Source organism: Shewanella hafniensis (assembly GCF_019655335.1).
Lineage (GTDB): Bacteria > Pseudomonadota > Gammaproteobacteria > Enterobacterales > Shewanellaceae > Shewanella > Shewanella hafniensis.
In genome coordinates this window covers 1-432 of record NZ_BPFD01000255.1, presented here as the reverse complement: position 1 = coordinate 432, position 432 = coordinate 1, and the positions used below count along the sequence as shown (strand labels likewise).

At 61.1% G+C, this 432-nt stretch carries 1 protein-coding gene; it reads right to left on the bottom strand.

The window, feature by feature from the left end:
- A partial coding sequence (locus K5Q99_RS23220; RefSeq protein WP_505973636.1) for a M13 family metallopeptidase N-terminal domain-containing protein occupies positions 1-405 on the bottom strand: 405 nt, incomplete at its 3' end.
- Positions 406-432 lie beyond the last annotated feature (27 nt).

Sequence of the window (432 nt, the reverse complement as noted above, 5' to 3'; positions counted from 1 at the left end):
GGCTGCACACAGAGGTTCGCGCTTTTCACGCACCTTCGATGCAACGCCGTGCACCATGTGATACAGTCGCTCGGCTGGCTGACGGAGCGGGACGTGCGGACCAAGGGACAGGCCCATTGTGCGCACGAGTGTCCAAGCTGCATATGCGAGCCGCACATGCTCCGACGTCGAAGACAGGAGCGCATCAACAGCGCGCATATACGAGGGACTCGCAAGGATGACTCGGCTTGGGTGCACGGGACTGAGGGTTGCCCAGTATGTAGGCGAGTCGATCGAAGGCACTTGCAGCGCAAGCTCTTCAGGCGCCATGGGATGGTATGTCGCAATGGGATCACTGCTCTCGGCAGCCGATGGTGCAGCGTTCGCGAGCGCTGTCTCGAGCTCGACGACGTGCGATGCTTGCACGCCACGTAACGACGAAATACCCGCATC